This window comes from Lysinibacillus sp. FSL L8-0126 (assembly GCF_038630385.1).
In the GTDB taxonomy this organism is placed as follows: domain Bacteria; phylum Bacillota; class Bacilli; order Bacillales_A; family Planococcaceae; genus Lysinibacillus; species Lysinibacillus fusiformis_D.
The window spans coordinates 3,554,159-3,576,783 of record NZ_CP152028.1; the positions used below are offsets into that span (position 1 = coordinate 3,554,159).

The following is a 22,625-nucleotide window of genomic DNA, read 5'->3' on the forward strand; positions in this document are numbered from 1 at the left end:
TTTTATTGAGCTCCTTTAAACCCATACTTTTTAAAGACATTCATAGCCTCATCACTTTGTAAAAAGTGATAAAAATCTTCTGCTTCTTGCGCATACTTACTCGCTTTTAGCACACCTACAGGATAAATAATTGGTGCGTGTGTAGCATCATCTGCAGTTGCAATGACATCGACTTTATCAGATACTAGGGCATCCGTTTTATAGACGATTCCTGCATCCACATTTTCTGTTTCTGTGTACGTAAGTACTTGACGTACGTCTTTTGTATACACCACTTTAGATTCAAGTGAATCCCAAAGTTGCATATGCTTTAATGTGTCCACACCATACTGTCCAGCAGGAACCGTTTCAGGTGTACCGAGCGCGATTTTCCCTGCTTGTTGTAAATCTTCGAAGGATTGGATTTGTTTTTCATTGTCTTTTGGCACGATTAAGACTAATTCATTCGCTAAAAGATCCATTCCTTGCTTTTGATCAATCATTTCTTTCTCTACAAGTGCATCGAATTTATCTTCCGCTGCAGAAAAGAAAAGATCTGCAGGAGCACCCTGTAAAATTTGCTGTTGCAATGCACCTGAACCACCAAAGTTATAGAGGATTTTAATCGTATCATGCTCTTCTTCATAAGTTGTTTTAAGCTCTTCTAAGGCATCCTGTAAACTTGCTGCTGCAGAAATTGTTAATTCAACGGGTTTGTTTGCTGCCACCTCTTTTTCTTGGTTACCACAGCCTACTAATAGACCAACTAGTAATAATAGTGTCGCAAATAAACTATAAAATTTTTTCACTATGATTGTACTCCTTTTATAACTCGTTATAACAAGACATAGCTAATTATAATCAGTTATAAGTAAAAAAGAAAGATAGTGTTGGAAGAAAATTTCAAGATGTTCATCAAGCTATAAATGCGTTACCATGTAAAGAGAGGTTTATAGGAGGAGAATGTTTATATGTCACAAGATCAATCCTATACGATTGAAGAAGTTGCACAATTATTAAAGGTTTCGAAATTAACCATTTATGATTTGGTGAAAAAGGGAGATTTGCCAGTTTTCCGTGTGGGGCGGCAAATGCGAGTAGATCGTGCGGACTTGCAAGCCTATATACAAAAACGTAAAACAGGTACCACTCCAGCTATGTCCCCTGTAGCTACTTCACCTAAAAATCAGTCGAAAATTATTATTAGTGGCCAAGATTTAGTGTTGGATATAGTAGCAAAATATCTTGAGAAAAGACAAACAATGAAAGTATTACGTTCACATGAAGGTAGTTTTAATGGTGTCATGGCGATGTATCATGGCGACTGTAATATTGCGAGTTTACATATGTTTGATGGAGATACAGGAGATTATAATACGCCTTATGTAAAAAAAATCTTTGTGAGTCATGCCTTTGTCCTCATCAATGTTGTATCACGTAGAGCAGGTTTTTATGTTCAAAAAGGGAATCCATTGCAAATCCACACATTTGAAGATTTTAAAACAAAGTCATTTACATTTATTAATCGTGAGAAAGGCTCAGGTGCTCGCACTTTACTAGACGAGCAATTGCGTATTCATGAAATCGCACCATCCATGATTAAAGGGTATACCCATGAAGAAATGAGCCACCTCGACGTTGCCTCTGCTGTAGCAAATGGATATGCAGACGTTGGAATTGGGATTGAAAAAATCGCCAAGCTCATCCCTGTCGATTTTATACCCGCTGTCAGAGAGCGTTACGACATTGTGTTATTAAAAACGCCTGAAAATCAACAACTAATTGAGGCGGTGAAGGAAATTTTAAACGCACCAGATTTCCAAGCTGAGGTGGCTGCATTAGGTGATTATGACATTTCCCAAATGGGCCAAATTATGTATGAAACACTGTAATCAAAATTTTATATTGAGTTTAACAACGAAATCGATTATAATTTTACTGGGAAATTTTATGGTCGTTATGTCATAGTAATATTGCATAGCTTCTATGGAATTTTGAACGTATATATGGTGAGATGGATAAATTAGTAGGTAAAACTGCTAGAATATTAGCCCATCATAAAATAGCTTGCGTAGTAACCACGCAACTATTTTATGATGGGCTTTTTTATGTATATAGGTATAAAAAAGAGGAGTTGAATCATGTGACCTGGTCAGTATTACATGTCATTGGTATTATTGCTTATGCGATAAGTGGCGCATTTGTTGCGTTACAGGCCAAATATTCTTTTATTGGTATATTTGTGCTTGGACTTACTACATCTTATGGAGGTTCCATTATTCGCAACGTCGTACTGGATATACCAGTATCAGATATATGGGAGCGGCAATCCTTATTAGTTGTTTTAGTCACGCTGACGACTATTTTATTTGTCAAAAGGAATTGGATTCATCACTGGAACCGCTGGGGCTATTTCTTTGATTCGATTGGCCTTGCTTCCTTTGCAATACAAGGAGGATTGTTAGCGCAAAGCCTCCATCATGATCTAGGTATTATTATTCTAGCTTCTATGTTTACTGGTGTTGGCGGTGGCATGATCCGAGATTTGTTAGCGGGGAGAACGCCGCTCGCACTAAGAGAAGAAATCCATGCTGTCTTAACATTTTTGTGTGGGCTTTGCATCTGGGCAGGGTGGAGCAGCCCACTTCAATTGTCAGTCATTGTTATTTTGATTGTGATCATCCGTATGTTATCTGTGAATAATAAATTGAAGCTTCCTTAAAAATTGTTGGACTTGTCCAAGTTTTTTAGCAGGATACTGAAAGTAGGTGATTGAAGGAATGTTTTAAGCTGTTCAATTTAGTATGTTGTGTTTCTTTATGAAGAATATTCTTCTGCTGATTTGTATTTGGAAATTAATCTGAGTGATTGAATGTGTTGGGTATAGAAAACTTCCTAATAAACATACATATCAACATAGTATAATTTTGTTTTAAAAGGACTTCTATAGGGAAGAATCCTTTTTTTTTATGATTTTTAGTAGTTCTAACAAGACTCTATGTAAATACTCATAGACTAAGAACAACGAATGGTAAATATAACATAATTGGTATTTTTTATAAAATAAGGCAGGTTATTTATTGACTATTTATTCCAGGGTGTTTAATATTGTAATTGGAAAATAGATTTGTTTTTATAAGTAAATATCCTTTAATGTAATTTTAAGGAATTTTTACTCTGGGGTTGTGGAGAACATTTTGGGGGCGTGATATGTGATAGAAATTTGTTTAATTAAAGTACCTGTACATATTTCAAATTATTCTGAACTAATGAATTTTGTATGTACAAAAAAAGCAAGAAGAATAGAAGCTTACTTAAATAAAATAGATGCATATAGATCCTTAATAGCTGAATTGTTGATGAAATACTTATTGATGAAGCATTTAAAATGTCATCCTTCTGAAATAAATATCCAAACGAATACATATGGGAAGCCATACTGTATCAATGGAGATTATGAATTTAACATTTCTCATTCAGGTGAATGGGTCATATGTGTCATTGGCAATTGTGATGTAGGAATTGATATTGAAGAGATGAAAGCTAATTACGATGATGAAATAATTAAAAATTATTTTTCACGTATAGAATACGCTTCGTACAATCAAACGCCAACTGAAAGGAAAAAAGAACATTTTTATGATTTATGGACTTTGAAGGAAGCTTTTGTGAAAAATATTGGATTAGGTTTAAGCATTCCTTTAGATTCTTTCTCCATAGAGACTAGTAATAATGAAATTTCAATTGAACAAAATATTAGTCCTTATCCTTATTATTTCAAGCAATATAACTTGATTAATGGTTATAAAATTTCCGTATGCAGTAAAATGAATGAATTTCCATCAGAGCAACAACTAAAGATAAAAGAGTTTTCGGCCTTAGAAAAATATTTTTTGAATAATCTGATATCAGAGGAGGATAAATATTATGAGTAAATTAATACCTCAAGTTTTAAATCTTCTTAAAAATAAAGAACTAACAAAAAATGCAGCGAAACAAATCATTGAATCGGTGAATGAAATTAAAAGTGAGTCTAAACCGAAAGTAGATAAAAAGATCGCAATTATCGGAATTTCTGCGGAATTACCTGGTGCTAAAAATTTTGATGAATTTTGGAATGTTTTAAGCAATGAACAGGACAAAATAACAGAATTAAGTGATAGTAGGAAAGCGTTGTGTGAGGGATTCCTTGTTAATAATATGGAAAAACTTAAAATTTCAAAGGAGAAGCCGTTTTGGGATGCAGCATGGCTAGATGAAATTGATAAATTTGATGCTGGATTTTTTAATATTTCAGCTGCTGAAGCAAAAGTGATGGATCCACAACAGCGTAGATTCCTTCAAATTGCATACCAATGTTTTGAAGATGCTGGTTATGCAGGGAGTCGTATAAAAAATTCAAATACAGGTGTTTACATTTCAGCAGCTATGACCAATTACTCTGAAGGATTGGCTGAATTCACACCATTAAGTGTTCCAGGTAATATTCCTGCTTTTACGGCCTCAAGAATTTCTTATATTTTTAATTTAAAAGGACCGTCTTATGTTGTGAATGCTACCTGTGCCTCTTCAATGTTGGCAATTCACGAAGCCTGTGTGGGTTTAATGAATAATGATTGTGAAACGGCATTAGTCGGTGGTGTTAATATTTTTCCTTATCCAATAAATAGTGAAAAACTTTTTATGAATGCTGCGGGTATTATGTCTGAGCAACAAAAGTGTAAGCCATTTGACGACTCAGCAAGTGGGATAGGAAGAGGAGAAGGGGCAGTAGCGCTGTTATTAAAACCTTTAGATCAAGCAATAGAAGATAATGATAATATCCACGCTGTTATAATTGCCTCTAAAGTAAATAATGATGGTACTTCAGCAGGTATTACCGCACCAAATCCTAAAGCACATGCAGATTTATTAGCCGAAACTTGGGATTTAGCTGGCATTAAGCCTGAGCAAATTGACTATATTGAAGCGCATGGGACAGGTACTCATTTAGGTGACCCTATTGAAATACGAGGCCTTCAAGAAGCAGTTGAACGAAGTAATAATGATAAACAATTTTTGCCAATTGGTTCTGTGAAGGGAAATATTGGCCACTTACTTGATGGAGCTGCAGGTTTATCGGGTGTAATCAAAGCACTACATGTAATAAAAAAAGGGATAGTTCCACCTACAATAAATTTAGTTGAACCAAATACACATATTGATTTTGTCAATTCTCCAGTTTTTATTCCGACATTACCATTTAATATTAAAAAAAATAAAAAAGAAAATGAACCTATTGTAGCTGGTGTAAGTTGTTTTGGCTTTAATGGTACAAATGTACATTTACTATTAGAGGAAGCTCCAACGAAGACTGAAATCCATAAGAAAGATCATAATAAAAAAGCATATGTTATTCCTTTTTCTGCTAAATCTGAATTATCTTTGCGAGGCACTATTGAACATTTCTCCAATTTAACTGGGGATATGATTAATATAAGTGATTTAGCATATACGATGTGTACAGGTAGGGAGCATCATGAAATAAGAGTAGCCATTATTGCTGAGACAATAGACGATCTAATAGCCGCATGTAAAAATTTAATCAATCTTGATATGGCTAATTGGGAAAAAATTATTGATATGACAACCCATGACGATCACAATATCAAAAAATTGGCAGAAGATTTTATTACAGGTGAAAAATGTAGTTGGCATAAACAATTCCAAGATGAGAAGAATCATAAAATTTCTTTACCTACATACTACTTTGATGAGAAATCTTATTGGTTACAGAGTGAGGCTGGCGTAAAGGCTATAGAGGTAAAAGGAAAAACAAATCTTGAAGAAATCATTCGTTTAGCAGAAATAATCCTAGAAACAGAGAATATTAAGCAGACGGATAGTTTTATATCAGTAGGTGGAAATTCTCTTTCAGGGCTACAATTTATTACTCGTTTGAAAAAACAATTTAAGAGAGACTTTGTATTAGATGATGTATTCCTTACATTTGAACAACTAAGTAAACAATTAAACAATGATCATTCAAAATCAACAGAGGAAATACCTCAAATTAGTGTTGAAAATCATGAATATCCATTATCATACGGTCAAAACAGATTAAGCATTATAGAACAATTAACAGATCAAAAAATGGTTTACAATACTCCGTTTATTTTTAAAGTTAACGGGTTAGTTGACATTGAGAGATTACGCCAAACATTCGATTTACTTTCACAGAGACATGAATCGTTAAGAACAGTTTTTGTAAAGCATGAGAATGGAAATAAACAGAAAATACTGCAAAAACCAAACTATTTATTTGAATACAAAGATTTTCATTTAGAAGATAATGCTGAAGCAAAAGCTATGGATCAAATAAATCGTTGGAAAGAAACTCCGTATGATTTGGAAACGGGACCCCTTTTAAGAGTATTTGTGTATAAAACAGGAAAAGATAAAAGTCTGTTTGCTTTAATGATGCACCATATTATAGTAGATGGCTGGTCATTATCGCTATTATCGGATGAACTTTTCACTTTGTACAATAGTAGTAATAATATACATGAAACATTGCCACAAATAGAAAATACGTATGTAGATTTTGCTGCATGGCAACGTGAAAATATAGAAAGTGGTAGATTTAAACAACATGAAGATTACTGGCTTCATACATTAAGCGGAAGTCTTCCGATTACCGAAATCACAGGCGATAAATTAAGACCAAGTACTTTCCGCTATACAGGAAAGCTAAAAAGGTTTGATATTAGTGCTACATTAGCAGATCAATTAAGAACTTTTGCTAATACAAATGAAAGTACATTATACATGGTTTTAGTTTCAAGTGTATTTAAACTTATTAATCAGATGACTGGAGATACGGATATGGTGATCGGGACACCAGTATCTGGAAGATTGAATGAAGAATTAGAGAAAATTATTGGTTTATTCACAAATACTATCCCATTAAGGATTAATTATGAAGAACAGGATGATTTCCTTACATTATTAAGAAATGTCAAGACCATGTTATTGGATAGCTTTAAGCATCAAGAATATCCTTTCGATTTATTAGTGGAGAAATTAGATTTACCTCGAGATACTAGTCGTTCACCTTTATTTAATATAAACGTGGCACTTCAAAATTTTAAATTTAAAAATACGACATCAGCTTTTGACGATGCAGAATTAACACCTATTGTTTCTGAACACAAAACTAGTAAATGGGATCTTGAATTCGAATTCGTTGAATTACCAAGTGGAGAGTTATTCTGCAACCTTGAGTATTATGACGGTGTATATTCATCTAAATTTATTGATTCATTAATTGAAACGTATTTACAAATACTGGAAATGGTTTTACATGAGCATGAATTAAATAACACCGATGTAGAAAATAGTAAAAGTGTTATAAATGGTCAATTTGTCGAAGACGGCAGAAACTTTTTAAATACCATTTTAATGATGGCAGAAAAGAACCCACAAAAAACAGCATTAGAAGATAACGAAGGTTCATTAACATATCAAGAGTTGGTAGATAGAAGTAAATCAATAGCAAGAAAATTATTGAACAGCAACAGTGAAATCAAAAATATTGTCATTATTTCTGACAATAATAGAACAGCCATTTTAGGTATTTTATCTTGTTTAATGAGTAATGTCACATTTATACCTGTATCACCTAAAAATCCAAAAGCAAGAATTGAATCTATTATCAAACAAAGTCAAGCTAACGTTATTATTTCAGAAAAGAAATTCTATTCATTGTGTAATAGGCTGTTATTTGAAAATGACAATATTCAAACGGTTATGGTGTTAGGAGAAACAGATTTAGATCAGTGTGCTGTTGTTGATTCAAGTGAATTAATGAACGAATCTTTGTGGAACTATTTTGCAGAAGGGCAGAAAACAGAAATAGAGGCTAGTGGTTGGAATAGTAGTTATACAGGTGAAGCTTTCAGTTCCTTAGAAATGCAAGAGTATGCGGAAAATGCAGTAAACAAAATAAGAAAGTATTTACCTCAAGATTCAAATGTATTAGAGCTTGGATGTGGCTCAGGTTTGACAACTTTTGCTCTTGCTCCATATACGAAAACATATACAGCTATGGATTTATCTTCCTCCATTATCGAGAGGAATAAACAGATTGCCCAAAAATCTAACTTTAACAATATTCAATTTGACATTTCCAAGGCTCATGCCTTTAAGAAGTTTGAAACAGCATTAGATGCGGTTGTCATTAATAGTGTTATTCATTGTTTCCCGAGCTATGGCTATTTAAAGGTGGTACTTCAAAAAGCTATTGACTCTTTAAAAGAGGGCGGAATCATCTTCTTGGGAGATTTATTAAATATCGATAAAAAAGATGAATTTGTCTCTTCTTTACAAGCATTTAAAGAAGAAAATATGGATAAGAATACTAAATTAGATTGGGATACAGATTTATTTATTAATGAAGAAATTTTAAAAGAGCTTCTCAGTGATATCGGTGCTGATATACAAATTGAATGTTCTGAGAAGACATACACTGTAAGCAATGAGCTAAATCAATATAGATTTGATGCTGTCATCATTGTTAAAGAGAAGAGCGAAAAATATAAACAAAGCAGCTCTAAAAATATGCTAAGTGAAGCAATTCATCTAGACGAGCATGTAGAGATTGAGTTAAATTCTTTTGCTAAAACTTCTCCTGCATATATTCTCTTTACATCCGGTAGTACTGGAAAACCAAAAGGTGTAGTTGTTTCAGGTAAAAACCTTAATAATTATTTGAACTGGGCGACTGCATACTATTCATCTACTGGAAGATCGTTAAATATGCCATTTTTCACTTCAATATCTGTCGATTTAACGATTACTTCCATGTTTATTCCGTTAATAACGGGTGGAAAAATAATATGCTGTGAAGGAGAAATCGATCAGGCTTTTGAAAGTGTAGCCAAAATAAAAGAAACAATAACGATAAAAGGCACACCTAAACAGATCCAGTATTTAATTGAGGATGAGAGATTTGCACCAAATGTAGAGTGCTTCATCCTAGGGGGAGAAGCTTTAGATATATCATTATGTAAAACGTTGAGAGATCAATTCCCTTATGCTCGTATCATTAATGAATATGGGCCAACTGAAGCTACTGTTGGAACGATTTATCATGAAGTAACAGAAGAAGATTTACATTCAGATTATATCCATGCGCCAATCGGATTACCGATTCATAACACTTCTGTTTACATTTTGAACAATCAGAATCAGCTAGTCCCTTCATATGGTGTTGGTGAAATCGTATTAAGTGGTGAGAGTGTTGCCCTAGGCTATTTGGGAGAGCCTAATTTAACTAGAACTAAGTTTATAGCTAATCATATTAAACATTTACACTCAGGCTATTTATATAAGACAGGTGATTTGGGGCAAGTATTGCCTAACGGAAAAATCGTTTGTTATGGACGTAAAGATAATATGGTTAAAATTCGTGGCCATAGAGTGGAGCTAGAAGAAATCGAAAGATATTTGCGAGAAATCCCAAGTATTAAAGATGCTGTGGTTAAATTATATAAAAATGAATCTGGTGAACAGCTGTGTGCTTACTTAGTCAGTCAACAAGAGATTAATCAAAGAGATATTGAAAAGTACCTTTTACGATATTTACCAGAATCTTTAATTCCTACGTATTATCAAAAAATAGAACAAATTCCAATGGCTAATAGTGGAAAAGTAGATAGACTTTCACTGCCAAGCCCTGAATTATACGACGACAGAATAGTTCAGACAGATGATATTAGTAGTTTGACAGAGGTTGAAAGAGAGTTGCTGTCTATACTAAAAGGGATTTTAAGTGACCGTCAATTTAACATTGATTCTGATTTCTTTAAAATTGGAGGAGACTCCATCAAGGCATTAAAGTTTATCTCAAAGGCAAAGGAAAAAAATATTAATTTGAAAATTGACCATATCTTTAATTGTAGAAGTATTCGAAAAATCGCTATGAACACTACTAAAGAAATGGACATTCAAAAAGAATGGCAGGAATTAAGTTCTAAGGAGATTCCACTTGCTCCAATGCAAAGATGGTTCTTCCAACAAACATTTAAACATGCCCACTATTGGAACTTATTAATGTCAGTAGAATTGCCTGAGAAAGTGGATGTGGCTGCTTTAGAAAAGTCTTTCCAATCAATTATTTCGGTTAATGAGAGCTTGCTGACATGGTTTGATGTGAACGAGAGCAAACCAAAGGCTTTTGTTGAACCAAGCTTAGTCAACACATTTAAGCTAATTGTGAAAGATCTAAAATTAACACCTCCAAGTATGTTAAAAGAAGAAATTGAAAAGATTCAATTCCAATTACAAAATAACTTTAATTTTGGAAAGGTATTACCAATAGGAGCAGTAGTGTTCCTAACATCTAAGAAGCCTATTTTAACATTCTTTATTCACCATCTAGTCGTTGACGGAGTTTCATGGAGGGTTCTATTAGAGGAATTAGAAAATAATTATGTAGCTATTGTAAATGGTGAAGATAAGATCAGCTTCCCTATGACGCAATTTTCGGATTGGATAGGAGAATTGTATAAAAAAGAATTACACACGAATTATTCTTATTGGGAAAATATAGATGTGGAAAATGTACATCCATTATGCATTCAGCCTGTCAGAAAAGATTATTTATTTAAGGATCGATATCATGTAACGAAAACGCTAAGTGAAGAAAGTACAAAGCAATTTTTAAATGCTAGAAAACATTCAGAAATTTATAAACCTGATGTTCTTATTGCCGTAACATTTGCTCAAGCGTTTAGTCAACTATTCGGTCAAAAAGATGTGTTATTTAACTTTGAAGGGCATGGACGAGATAGTCGCCAATCAGCATTAGATCTTAGTAGAACAATAGGTTGGTTTACTACGATGTATCCGCTACAGGTGACAATAAATACTGTCGAAGAAATGCTTTACACAGTTGGACAAGCATTGAGCGAAATTGGCAGTGGACTGGACTTTATGATAGCAAGGTGGATCAAAGAAAATAACAACATTACGCATATTCAACCATCAATATTGGTCAATTATTTAGGGGATTTTGATAACGATATTAGTACTTCCACAAATAGTAAAAATGGAGGGAACGGAGTGCTACAGTACTCCTCAAATCTTCCTCAGGCCCCTGCTATTCATCCTGATAATGAACTTTCTAATATTTTGGAAATAAACATCTTTATTTTGGATGGAAAACTTAATCTAAGCTTAGAGGTAGATACACAAGTGATTAGTAATGAAAAAGCTCAACATCTCTTATCTAAGTTTGAAGAAGCTTTGGTTGAATGTAGTGGAAATGCAAAGGAGCCCCAAAGTACATGATAACTTATTTTAGCAAACCAACAAACAGAGGATTTACAATCTTTTTAATGGTTGTAGCTACTCATTTTATATCTTTATTAGGTTCTTCTGTTGCAAGGTTTGGGCTTGGTGTCTGGGCTTACCAAAGTACAGGTCAAGTATCTAGTTTTGCGGTCGTTTTAGTTGCGGGATTTCTACCAGCAATTGTGTTATCGCCTTTTATAGGAATTTGGATAGATAGGAAAGGTCCACGATTATTAATATTACTAGGAGATATTATTGGACTAATTATTTCTTCAATAATTTTCTCCTCCCTTTTACTAGGGAATATAAGTATGGTTCATGTAATTGCTGGTGCTATATCTCTTTCTATAGTTAGCTCTATGCAAACACCAGCATTACAAACATTAGCACCTAACCTAGTGCCAAAGGAAAAGTTATCTAGAGCTAATGGTGTATTTTCCATGGCATCATCGACTAGTGATGTTCTGGGTCCTGTTATTGGTGGTGTAATAATGGGATTTGGAAGTATTATCTATATCATTGGGGCAGAGCTAGTTACTTATTGTATTGCCATTCCTATTCTCTTAATACTTTGGACAAAATTAAGCGTGAAAGAGAACAGTGACAATGAAGATAGCAATGAGAATAACTCCATTTTAGGTGATCTAAAAGATGGTTTCAATTATTTAATCAAGCATAAATCACTTCTTACGTTAGTGTTACTATTTACGGTTTTAAATTTTGCACTAGGGTTCAATCAAGTAGTTGGACAGCCGTATATATTGAGCTTTGGAACTGTTGAACAATTTGGTTTACTAAGCTCTATATATGGAGGAGGGATGGTATTAGGCGGAATACTAATGTCATTCATCAAATTGAAGAAACACATCATATGGTTAGTACTAATTTCGAATTTTGGTATTGGTGTTTTTATAACGTTAACAGGGTTATTCAATAATATGCTATTAATTGCCGTTTTTTGGGGTGGTTTAGGGTTATTACTGCCAGTGGTTAATACAGGTACACTAACTTTAATTCAACTCCATACGGAGCCCAATTTATTAGGAAGAGTTTTTTCAATTGCTAGAACATTCGCTTGGATTTCATTACCCGTCGCTTACATTTTAGGAGGAATACTTGCTGATAAATTAGTTGCCTCAAACGTAAATATTATCCCTTATTTAGGTAGTGGAGAACGAGGAGTGTATGGGACACTACTCTTACTAGCTGGAGGCTTAATTATATTAACTGTGGCAATTTTCGCTCAACTAAAATACATTAAAGACTTTGATAGGAGAGAAGAAAATGATGTACAGCACAATGTCTAAAAAAATATTAAGTTTAGTAGAAGAAAATAAGTTGGATACAAATTTAGCATTAAATTTACTAGATGAAATGGAAAAAGAAACAAGTGAACCACTCGCAATTGTTGGTATGTCTTTAAGATTTCCTAATGTCTCAAACCTGGATGATCTATGGACAGGTCTCATAAATAAAAAGGATTTTGTGACTGAATTTTCAAAAGAGCGTTTTGATTTAATTGTTAATTCTAACCCTAAATTGCATGACATGTATAACCATTTGAAAAATAATTTAACGAATGATCCAAGATCGTATGGCTCATGGCTAACGAACATTGAACAGTTTGACCCTGAACAATTCGGATTGAATGAACATGAAGCTCAATTTATGGGGCCAGCGGAGCGTTTGTTTTTACAGGTTGCATTAGAGTCCTTGTACATGGCAGGATACAAGGAAAATCATCTAAAGGATTCAAATACTGGCGTATTTATAGCGCATACTCCTCATCCTGCATTTGATTATTTAAATTTATTTGAAGAAAAAGATGAGCGGGCTTTTATTTCAAATATACCTGCTAATCTGGGCTACCATTTATCATATGCATTCGATCTTAAAGGTCCAGTTATGACAATTAATACGAGTTGTTCCTCTTCTTTAGCCGCTGTTCATGTTGCTAAAAATGCGCTTAAGCAGGGGGATTGTAACTTAGCGGTAGTCGCTGGAGTGAATTTGAATTTATTCCCTTATTGGGAAGAGGAAGCGCCTGATTATGTTGTAAGAAGCACAAAATATAGATGTTCACCATTTGATGAAAGTGCAGATGGAATTATCGGAGGTGAAGGGGTTGCTGCTATTGTTCTAAAGAGATTATCTGATGCCATAAACGACAATAATCACATTCATGCTGTTCTAAAGGGTTCAAGTATAAGTAGCGATGGTGCATCAAATGGGATGCAAGTTCCGAATCCTGACGCTCAATCTAAAGCAATCATGGATGCTCTGGACGATGCAAAGTTATCATTTAATGATATTGATTTTGTTGAGGCGCATGGCGCAGGTACTCAAGTAGGTGATTTACTCGAAGTAGAGGGACTTAAAAAGGCATATCTACAAAAATCAAATAAGACTGTTGAATGTCAATTAGGTTCAATTAAGTCGAATTTTGGCCATATGGGTGATGCTGCAGGTATTGCAGGATTAATAAAAGCTGTACTATCCATCGAAAAAAGAACAGTTCCAGGTCTTAATCATTTTGTAGCAGAAAATCCTAAAATAAGCTTCAAAGAAACACCGTTCAAAGTCAGCTCAGAAAATAAAACGTTTGATGAGCATAAAATTTTAAGAGCAGGTGTTAATTCAATAGGCATAAGTGGCACGAATGTTCATGTGGTACTAGAGGAGTATCGACATCATAAACAGGAGCAAGTAACTGAAAAACTGACACCGTTGTTTATTTCAAGTAAAACTCGTAGAGCGCTTTGGGATCAAATAAAAACCTTAGCTAGTCATCTTAAAAATAATGAAAATTACAGTATTCAAGATTTAGCCTATACATTAAATAATAGAAGAAGCCATGAACAGTCTAGAGTATGTATTTTTGCAAGCGATTGTCATGAACTACTTCGAAAAGTCGAAAGATTATTAAATGTAAGAACATTCGAAAAGGTCCCGAAGAATTTTTATACACAAGGCATATTTTTAGCTGATGAACATGAAACACAAGTTGATAGTATTAAAAATCTAGATGAATTTACCGCTTCATCATCAGCAGATAAAGCGCTAATGCAGCGATACTTAGAAGGTAACAATGTTACAGAGGAATGTCGTGAATTATTTAAAGATGGGCAATTACTTCCGTTGCCAGTCAGTATTTTTAATACAAGAAGAATATGGCCATCTAGTAAAGAGGCATTCCAAAATCAGACGAAAGAGCTATTTTTCGAAAAGAAATGGTTATATTATCCTTATGATAATACGACTACTGATGTAGCATTAAAAGCAGGATCAACTTGGCTTTTCTTTGTGAATAAAGATGATGAAAATATAGTTGAGCTAAAAAACAGAATGGCTGCTTTAGGTATAAAAATAATTGAAGTACTTGAATCAGACAAATTTGTAAAATATACAACGGAACAATATGGTATTGACATAAATTCCGAAAAAGATATGTATAAGCTGTTTGAAAATATAGGTGTGGATGAATTAAGGAATTTAAAAGGGATTATCCATTCTTACACATTCAAGCACTTAGATGAAACAATGGAAACAAAAGAAAATATGGAGAAATCCCAAGAAGAAGGTATTTTCTCACTATTCAATATAACAAAGATGTTATTAGAGTTTGAAGTTACACATCCAATTCAATTAAATGTCATGTCGTCATTAACAGAGCAAGTTCAGGACAATGAAAAAATAATTCCTGCTAGGGTAACAACTTTTGGCTTAGCGAAAGTTATCTCACAGGAACAGCCGACTATTTCATCCTATTCGATCGATCATGATTTAGACGGAAGTTCTCAAGACATTGCTACACAATTATTAAAAGAGTTACAACAAGATAAAGAGCTTCGCCCAGAGTTAGTGGCATTTAGAAAATCAAAAAGATACACAAAAGTTATTGAAAGACAAAGCGATGATTTTAATGGTAATGAAATTATAGTAAGAGAGAATGGAAACTATGTTATTGCAGGTGGTACAGGATATTTAGGTGTTCAATTAGGGAAGTTTTTAAGTGAAAAGCAAAATGTCAATATAATTTTATTAGCTAGAAATTTATTACCAGACCGAATGGAATGGGCAAAGATTATTGAGAATAATCAAGCAGAAGATGAAATGTTGATTTATAAACTGACGTCAATTATGGAGATTGAAAGTCGAGGTTCTACAGTTACAATCTTGCAGTGTGATGTGACAGATGAACATGCTGTTAAAGAAACATTTGCGAAAATTAGACAGGATTTTGGTGAAATCAATGGAGCGTTCATGTTAGTCAAACAACTTTACCATCTATGGATAAAAGAATTAACGCTTAGTCAATTCAAAAAAGGTATTCATAACCGAGTAATCGGCACTTATTTAGTGGAAAAAGAATTAAATCCAGAGCCATTAGATTTCTTTATCCTATTTTCTTCAATCTCTTCTTTAATGGGTACAAAATCTGCAAGTGAATGCTGCGCTGTGAATCAATATTTAGACTCAATGGCTGGGTATTTGAATCAAAAAGGAATCAACGGCAAAACGATGAACTTTACGTTAATACTAGACGATAAAAAAGATTTTGGGAGTGATACGGCCATACCTCCAATTGATTTTGTAGATTTCCAAAATTCATTGAACTTATTTTTCACTAAAGGCTATGAATGGAGTCTGATTTCACGTTTTGATTTAGAGCAAGTCCATTATCTTAAACCAGTTATTAAAATTCCATTTGGCGAGCGTTTTTGGAACGAAGTAGAGCGCTTTAATCAGTCAAAAAACAATCAAAACGAAAGTATTTCAACGGAAGAAGTAGTAGTGAAAAGTGAGTTTACACTATCTGAGATTGAAGCGAGTATACGTGAAATTTGGAAAACAGTTTTAGGTATTTCAACGATTAAAGAAATTGATAATTTCTTTAGTTTAGGAGGAAGTTCTTTAAGTGCTTTAAGATTTGTTCATTTATTTAAAAATAAATTCATTGATTTAAAATTTGAAATATCTGATTTATATAGTAATCCTACATTCCAAGACCAAATTGTATACTGCGATCATTTTTATAATGCCAAAGATGAATTAAGCGATATTCTTGAGGCATTTGAAAGTGATGACATTTCATCAGAAGAGGCACTATCTCTACTATTGAATAAGCATTGAGTTGAAAGGAAAATGACTATTAACATTGGGAGGGATATCGTTTGAACACTGCAATTGTATTTCCGGGTCAAGGTTCACAATACGATTCTATGGGACAAGAATTATACAAAAATTATCAAATAGCTCGTGATCTGTATAATGAGGCTAGCGATATATTAGGCTATGATTTATTGAAAGCATGTGAAAATAACAATGGAGAACTTCGTAATACGGTAATAGTTCAGCCTGCAATTCTAGTTTATAGCATTGCCTGCTGGGAGATATTTAAAAAAAATAATGATGTAAAACAACTCTATTTAACTGGACATAGTCTAGGTGAACTGTCGGCAGTAGTTGCTGCCGACGGAATCCCTTTTGCCAAGGCAGTTGAATTAGTAAAGCTTCGTGCAACTGCTATGAGTGAATGTACTCAAGATGGTGGTATGGTTGTTTGTTTTGGACTTATTGGAGAAGAAGTAGAGGCAGTATGTCAAAGAATAGATACTGACAATAATCATGTAACTGTTGCAAACTTTAATTCGACAAATCAAATCGTACTAAGTGGTCATAAAAATGCATTGGAGCAGGCCTCCATTGAGTTACAGAAAAAGGGAGCGGTTACAAAGATATTACCTGTTAGTGTTCCTGCTCATAGTAGACTCATGAAGCCAGCAGAAAAAAGATTTCAAGCAGCTCTGCAACAAACACAGATGAATGATTGTCGATATCCTATATTTTCCTGTGCTTCAGGTCAACTATATAGTAGGGCTGACGAAATAGCAGATCAATTAAGTAGACAACTTACGGAAAGTGTGAGATGGCCAAAAGTTATGGACGTGCTCATTAATAAAGACGTTGGCACATTTATTGAGATGGGTCCTAAAACGATTCTAACGGATATTATGAAGATGGAATATCCTGACTATCGTGCAATACCTGTTAACGAGAAAAATGGCATCCATTCTATTTTAAATAATCTTAATGAAAATACATTCAAAGTAGAAGAAACTATCCACTTTTTACAAGCGTGTTTAAGAGTTATTATTGGGACTCCTTTTAAAGAGAAAATCGATAAGCAGGACTTTGAGAAAGAAATCCATTCTCCCTATCAGATCATTAAACAGGAATTAAAAGAGATGAAAGAGAGCAAACAAATGACAGTGGAATCTCACAGAGTTGCAAGTTTATCTCAACAATTTTTTTCCATTTTAATGCATAAAGGGTTTCCTAAAAATGAAACACTGGAATTTCTAAAATTATCAATCGCAAATCCAAATTTATATTCTAAATATCTAAAAATTAATGCTTCTAAATAATTTGTTAGATTGGGGTAATAGAATGTCAAATTTCTATGAAAGTTTTTTTAGTGAAGAAATCAATTACTATGACGAACAAAGCTTATGGTTCAATCAAAATAAATACAGTTTAAAACAACTGGCTAATAAAGCGTTTAAATTAGCAACCGCAATGCAAGAGAAGGGGATTAAACCGGGTGCTGAACAAAATGTTTTGATTGTTCTTAGAAGGTCACCAGCTCTTCTTGTTGCACATTTATCCACATTTATTGCTGGTGGAGTTATTGTTTGTATCGATCCAGAGACACCAAAGGACAGAATCGACAACATCATTGACGATATCAAACCTAGCATAATAATTACGCATCAGGATATTTATAAGGCAAATGCTTTTCAAGATCAGATCACTTTTAAGCTTGATGATGCTCTTCAACATTTTAACTTGGATCATAAGGAAATTAACATAAATATTCATTTTTCTGTAAAATCAGCTGCTTATATTGTCTTTACATCAGGTACTACAGGCAAACCGAAGGGTGTAGTCGTTGAGTGGCAATCTTTAAATCGATTAATCGATTGGCATACAAAAACGTTTGATGTGACAAAAGCTTCAATAGTATCTTTAACCTCTTCACCTGGATTCGACGCTTCCATATGGGAGATTTGGGGGGCAATAGCTTCAAGAGCATCTATTTATATGACGACAAAAGATGAAAGACTGAACCCAGAGCTATTAAAAAATACTTGGATAAAACATCAAGTAACGCATTCATTTGTATCTACGCCAATTGCAGAGCGACTAATGGAACTCGACTGGGATCATAGTCATGTAGCTTTAAAATATCTTTTGGTAGGGGGAGATAAACTAACAAAGTACCCTTCAAAAGATTTACCTTTTCATGTAGTAAACAATTATGGACCAAGTGAAGGGACTGTTGTAAGTACTTCTGGAATTGTGGAGAGAGCGGATGGCAAGGCGAAAAAGCTACCTCATATAGGCTCTGCTTTACCTTATGTAAAGTGTTTTATTTTAGATCGAAATTTACAAATCATTCATGAAGTTGATAGAAAAGGAACATTATGGATATCTGGTGAGGGATTAGCAAGAGAATATATTAATTTGCCACATGAGACAAATGAAAAATTTAAACAGTTAGACATTGACGGTGAAAATGTAAGAGCCTACAACACTGGGGATGTCGTCAGCAGAGATCTTCAAGGAAATTTTCATTTCCATGGTAGGGAAGATTTTCAATTAAGCATTAATGGAGTGAGAATTGAATTAGGGGATATAGAGAGTACTCTTCAAAAACATAATAGAGTAAGTCAAGCTATAGCATTACCAATACATATAGCTTCAAATACGCTATTGACAGCATCCATTGTATTAGAAGAGGAATCCTCTATTTCAGAACTCGAATTATTTAGCTATTTAAAAGACAAGCTGCCTAACAATATGATACCAGTTCAACTTATTTTTCATAAACATTTACCGTTGACTAGAAACGGGAAAATAGATCGAGAATTGTTGAACAAACAGCATATTGACTATTTCAACAGAAAACAATTAAGTGAATCTTCAACGAATATAAGTGAGTCTTTGCAGAAGATTATTGATATTTTTTCTTCTACCTTAGACTTAAAATGCTCATCACAAACAGATTTGTTTGAAGTTGGAGGAAATTCCTTAGATGCGGCAGAAATTGCTGTGAAAGTGTCAAAAGCGTTTCATGTTGATTGTTTACCATGGCAAGTACAGCAACAGAGAAAACCATGTAATTTATTGGATATTCTTTCTACTTTACCAGCCCTATCAACAAACAATGAACCTACTATATATAATAAAAACGAGTGGTTCCCTGCAACGAGTATGCAGAAAGGGCTTTGGTATTTATGGAAAACAAATGAAGGAAATCCATTTTATAATGTAGGTGCTACTTTTCATATTAACGGACTTTTCGATGAACGTAAGTTTTATAGTGCCTTTGTGCAAAACATTAAGAAAAATGCTGCCTTTTTTGTGAATTTTAGAGAAAATGCCTCCTATGGAATTGAACAAAAAATTAGAAATATAGATGATATAGCAGAGCACGTGGATCATCACATTCAAATCTTACAGGTGAAAAATATGGAGGAGGCACGCTCACTTGCAAAGACAATTTATAATCAACCTTTCCAGTTAGAGAGCGATGTATTGTTTAGAGGGGCAGTCATTCATACAGAGAATGCTGGAGCCGTTTTTGTACTTGTCTCTCATCATATTGTATGTGATGGCTTATCTTTAAAAAATATACTTCAAAATATAGCTAAAGTTTATAATGAGGAAATTACTAGAGATGACATCAAATCAAGTAGTTCTGAAAATTTATATAATAATATAAATAAATTGGTTAATAAATCAAAGGATCAAAATTTAAAGGATTTTTGGGTTGAGCAATCTAAGACATTTAAACTCGCTCAACTGCCTATTCGAGAGAAATCCGAAGAATATATAAGAATTGGAAAGATTTTTGAGATTGAAAGCACTAGAGAGCTAGGTAAAAAAATTGATCAATTTTCGCAGGAGATGAAATTGAGTCAGTTTACAATATTACTAACTGCTTGGGCACTAAATTTAGCAAAATATTGTATGCAGGACACAATAACGATAGGAGTTCCTTATCATGGTAGGACAAATGAAAATTTAAATGATGTTGGCATGTTTGTTAATTTAGTTCCTTTAACGCTTTCATTAAATAAAAATGCCTCCTTTAAAGAGCTTCTGCATGAAATCAGTAACACTGTACATGAAAATATTGCTCATGGAGATTTCTCTATTGTTGATATTGCGGCTAACATTGATAAAAGAGAGTATTTTGATGTAGTAAATAATACATTCAGTCTTAAAGTGAATCTTGAAATGGATTTAAAGAATATCAACACAAGTTTTATCGAGCAAGATACTGGTGGATCAAGATTTCCTTTAAGTTGTTTCTTCAATGTGGAGAACGGAGAAGTAAAAGGACATATAGAATATTCATTTGCTCATTTCACAGAAGTAGAGATTCAATTGTTGGTGAAGAATTATTTTAGATTACTTGCTTCATTAATTAATGAACCAGATAATTTGTGGAGTTCTGCATTTACAAAAGGTTCCATTATATCCGCTAACGATAATGGAGGACTAATACAAAAGGCTAAGCCACTACACTGTCAATTTGAAGAGGCAGCGAGAAAATATAAGGATTATATTGCCATTCAAGAGCTGGATAGAGCTTTAACATATGAACAACTCAATGAAGAAGCAGAAAAATATGCTTCAATACTGCTATCAATGGGTATTGCAAAAGGCGATTATGTGCCTATTTATATGGACAGGGGAATTGATGTCATCGCGGTAATACTAGGTGTTCTGAAGGCAGGCGCAGTATACGTTCCTTTAGATACGGAGCATCCTATAGCAAGAACACAGAAATTATTAGCGAGATTAAATCCAAAAGTTTTAATGGTAAATACAATAGATGAAATACCCTATGGAGAATGGGAAATTGTAAATACTTTAGAAAAAAATAGCTTTAAAAATAATGTAAAAGCAATGAGGAGTGTCTCTGTCCATGATCCAGCATATCTTATGTTTACTTCTGGATCGACGGGTGAGCCGAAAGGTGTAGTATGTCCACATTTAGGGGCTTCTTTACGCATTGAATGGCAAAAAAACCAAAATAAGATTAAACCTGGTAATAAAACATTGTTTAAAACGCCATATACATTTGATGTATCTGTTTGGGAAATATTTTATACCCTTTGTACAGGTGCTACGTTAGTTGTTGCTCCTAAAGACTTGCATCGGGATCCTTTAGGTTTATTGAATTTTATTAGTGATAAGTCAATTGACTTGTGTCATTTTGTCCCTTCTGTGTTGCAATTAATGCTCAATGAAATGGACTCTCAAAAAGATTACAATTTACCATTAAAATATCTTCATTTAAGTGGGGAAGCTCTGCCAGCTCCATTAGCTAAAAAAATAAATGAGTTGTTACCACAAGTCGAAGCATTCAATTTATATGGTCCAACTGAGGCAGGGATTGAAGTTACTGTTCAACAGGTAACAAAAGATCACTATAATATTGGTTTTCCATTACCTTATGTAGAAATAGAAGTTGTCGATGAAGCTGGGCTACCAGTTCCAAAAGGTTTTCCAGGTGAATTAATGATTGGAGGGCCTTCTTTAGCAAAAGGTTATTTCAAGGATGAAATAGAAACGAGCAAAGCTTTTGTAGAGCGAAATGGTAAAACCTTTTACAAATCTGGTGATTTGGTAAAAATTTCAGCGAATGGCAGTTTAGATTTTCTAGGAAGAAAGGATTCACAAGTTAAGGTAAACGGTGTAAGGATTGAGATAGAAGAAATTGAAGCATGTGTAATACAGCAACCACAAGTTAATGATGCAGCGGTAGTATTAGGGAATGATCAAAATAACAAACCATGTTTAGTTTGCTTCTACACTTTAAATTTAAAAGATAGTCTAAGTAGAAATGACTTGAAAAAAGCTGTCTCTAAAGATTTACCGGCAACGTATATCCCATCAATGTTCGTTGAGTTAGATAGATTACCATTAACATCTAGCGGAAAAAGAGACAGAAAACTACTTAGCTTAGAAGCTTCACAATACCTTTCCGATGGTGCTCAAAATAATTTCAGGGAGCCAACAACTGAACTGGAAAAATCAATTGTAGAAATATGGGCTGAAGTACTAAAGGTTAATGAAATAGGTATTGATGATAACTTTTTTGAAATCGGTGGAGATTCCATTAAATCTCTTCAAATAGTATCTAAATTGCGTACCAATGGTATTGACATTACTCCGAAAGACTTTTTGAAGCACCCGACGGTATCAGAAATGTCTCTCATACTTAAATAATATGG

The 22,625-nt window shown here is 33.8% G+C and carries 9 protein-coding genes; 8 read left to right on the plus strand and 1 reads right to left on the minus strand.

Annotated features, from left to right (window positions below; genetic code table 11):
* Window positions 1-2 precede the first annotated feature (2 nt).
* The gene (gene modA, locus MHI34_RS17265) at window positions 3-788 is read right to left on the minus strand and encodes a molybdate ABC transporter substrate-binding protein (RefSeq protein WP_342503698.1); all 786 of its coding nucleotides are present in this window, start codon (window positions 786-788) and stop codon (window positions 3-5) included.
* 162 nt (window positions 789-950) lie between these two features.
* Between modA and MHI34_RS17270 the strand changes: the two genes are divergently transcribed.
* The 8 genes from MHI34_RS17270 to MHI34_RS17305 all read left to right on the plus strand — a co-directional run bounded on the left by MHI34_RS17270 (window position 951) and on the right by MHI34_RS17305 (window position 22,620).
* Window positions 951-1,871, plus strand: coding sequence for a helix-turn-helix transcriptional regulator (locus tag MHI34_RS17270; protein ID WP_036120596.1), 921 nt, complete (start codon window positions 951-953; stop codon window positions 1,869-1,871).
* Window positions 1,872-2,122: 251 nt separating this feature from the next.
* Entirely contained in the window at window positions 2,123-2,701 is a 579-nt protein-coding gene (locus MHI34_RS17275; protein WP_036120593.1) for a TRIC cation channel family protein, read from the plus strand.
* A 490-nt stretch (window positions 2,702-3,191) separates the two neighbouring features.
* On the plus strand, window positions 3,192-3,914 hold the full coding sequence (locus MHI34_RS17280; RefSeq protein WP_342503699.1) for a 4'-phosphopantetheinyl transferase superfamily protein: 723 nt from the start codon (window positions 3,192-3,194) through the stop codon (window positions 3,912-3,914).
* Complete coding sequence (locus MHI34_RS17285; RefSeq protein ID WP_342503700.1) at window positions 3,907-11,310, plus strand: condensation domain-containing protein; 7,404 nt, start codon at window positions 3,907-3,909, stop codon at window positions 11,308-11,310. The genes MHI34_RS17280 and MHI34_RS17285 overlap by 8 nt, the downstream gene beginning before the upstream one ends.
* The gene (locus MHI34_RS17290; RefSeq protein WP_058844580.1) at window positions 11,307-12,620 is read left to right on the plus strand and encodes an MFS transporter; all 1,314 of its coding nucleotides are present in this window, start codon (window positions 11,307-11,309) and stop codon (window positions 12,618-12,620) included. Before MHI34_RS17285 ends, MHI34_RS17290 begins: the two co-directional genes overlap by 4 nt.
* Window positions 12,598-16,446: a beta-ketoacyl synthase N-terminal-like domain-containing protein gene (locus MHI34_RS17295; RefSeq protein WP_231745075.1), complete on the plus strand. Its 3,849-nt coding sequence runs from the start codon at window positions 12,598-12,600 to the stop codon at window positions 16,444-16,446. The genes MHI34_RS17290 and MHI34_RS17295 overlap by 23 nt, the downstream gene beginning before the upstream one ends.
* Before the next feature lie 41 nt (window positions 16,447-16,487).
* Entirely contained in the window at window positions 16,488-17,741 is a 1,254-nt protein-coding gene (gene fabD / locus MHI34_RS17300) for an ACP S-malonyltransferase (RefSeq protein ID WP_342503701.1), read from the plus strand.
* A gap of 22 nt (window positions 17,742-17,763) precedes the next feature.
* Complete coding sequence (locus MHI34_RS17305; RefSeq protein ID WP_342503702.1) at window positions 17,764-22,620, plus strand: amino acid adenylation domain-containing protein; 4,857 nt, start codon at window positions 17,764-17,766, stop codon at window positions 22,618-22,620.
* The last annotated feature ends 5 nt before the right edge of the window (window positions 22,621-22,625 follow it).

What these genes read in the sequence shown, in the direction of transcription:
- MHI34_RS17270 (WP_036120596.1), top strand. Translation starts at nt 951, where the DNA reads ATGTCACAAGATCAATCCTATACGATTGAAGAAGTTGCACAATTATTA.
- MHI34_RS17285 (WP_342503700.1), top strand. Translation starts at nt 3,907, where the DNA reads ATGAGTAAATTAATACCTCAAGTTTTAAATCTTCTTAAAAATAAAGAA.
- MHI34_RS17290 (WP_058844580.1), top strand. Translation starts at nt 11,307, where the DNA reads ATGATAACTTATTTTAGCAAACCAACAAACAGAGGATTTACAATCTTT.
- MHI34_RS17295 (WP_231745075.1), top strand. Translation starts at nt 12,598, where the DNA reads ATGATGTACAGCACAATGTCTAAAAAAATATTAAGTTTAGTAGAAGAA.
- MHI34_RS17305 (WP_342503702.1), top strand. Translation starts at nt 17,764, where the DNA reads ATGTCAAATTTCTATGAAAGTTTTTTTAGTGAAGAAATCAATTACTAT.